The sequence below is a fragment of the Psychrobacter sp. W2-37-MNA-CIBAN-0211 genome (genome assembly GCF_040309405.1).
GTDB lineage: Bacteria > Pseudomonadota > Gammaproteobacteria > Pseudomonadales > Moraxellaceae > Psychrobacter > Psychrobacter glaciei.
In genome coordinates this window covers 1-241 of the sequence record NZ_JBEOOU010000526.1, presented here as the reverse complement: position 1 = coordinate 241, position 241 = coordinate 1, and the positions used below count along the sequence as shown (strand labels likewise).

1 pseudogene is annotated in these 241 nt (G+C 50.6%); it reads left to right on the top strand.

Annotated elements, in window-relative coordinates:
* Positions 1-241, top strand: a pseudogene (locus AAEY72_RS16125) (oxygenase MpaB family protein); the annotation flags it as partial.

Here is a 241-nt window from a genome sequence, read left to right as displayed (position 1 = left end):
CTCTAACTGAGCAATTTAGCGCTCATCCTGACTGGTTTGATCCTAAGCTGGCAGAGATCGGCGCTATCGCCTATCGCCGCTATCCGCTGATGCTAATATGGCTACTGCGTAATGTTGCGCTAATGGCAGGTTATAGTATTCCGGCGCTGTCTTTACCGCTGATTCAGACTGGGGCATTAATGCACGATGCACTGCCGCGTTTGATGCGTACTTACGCCTATATTTTGGCGGTCTCTGAGCA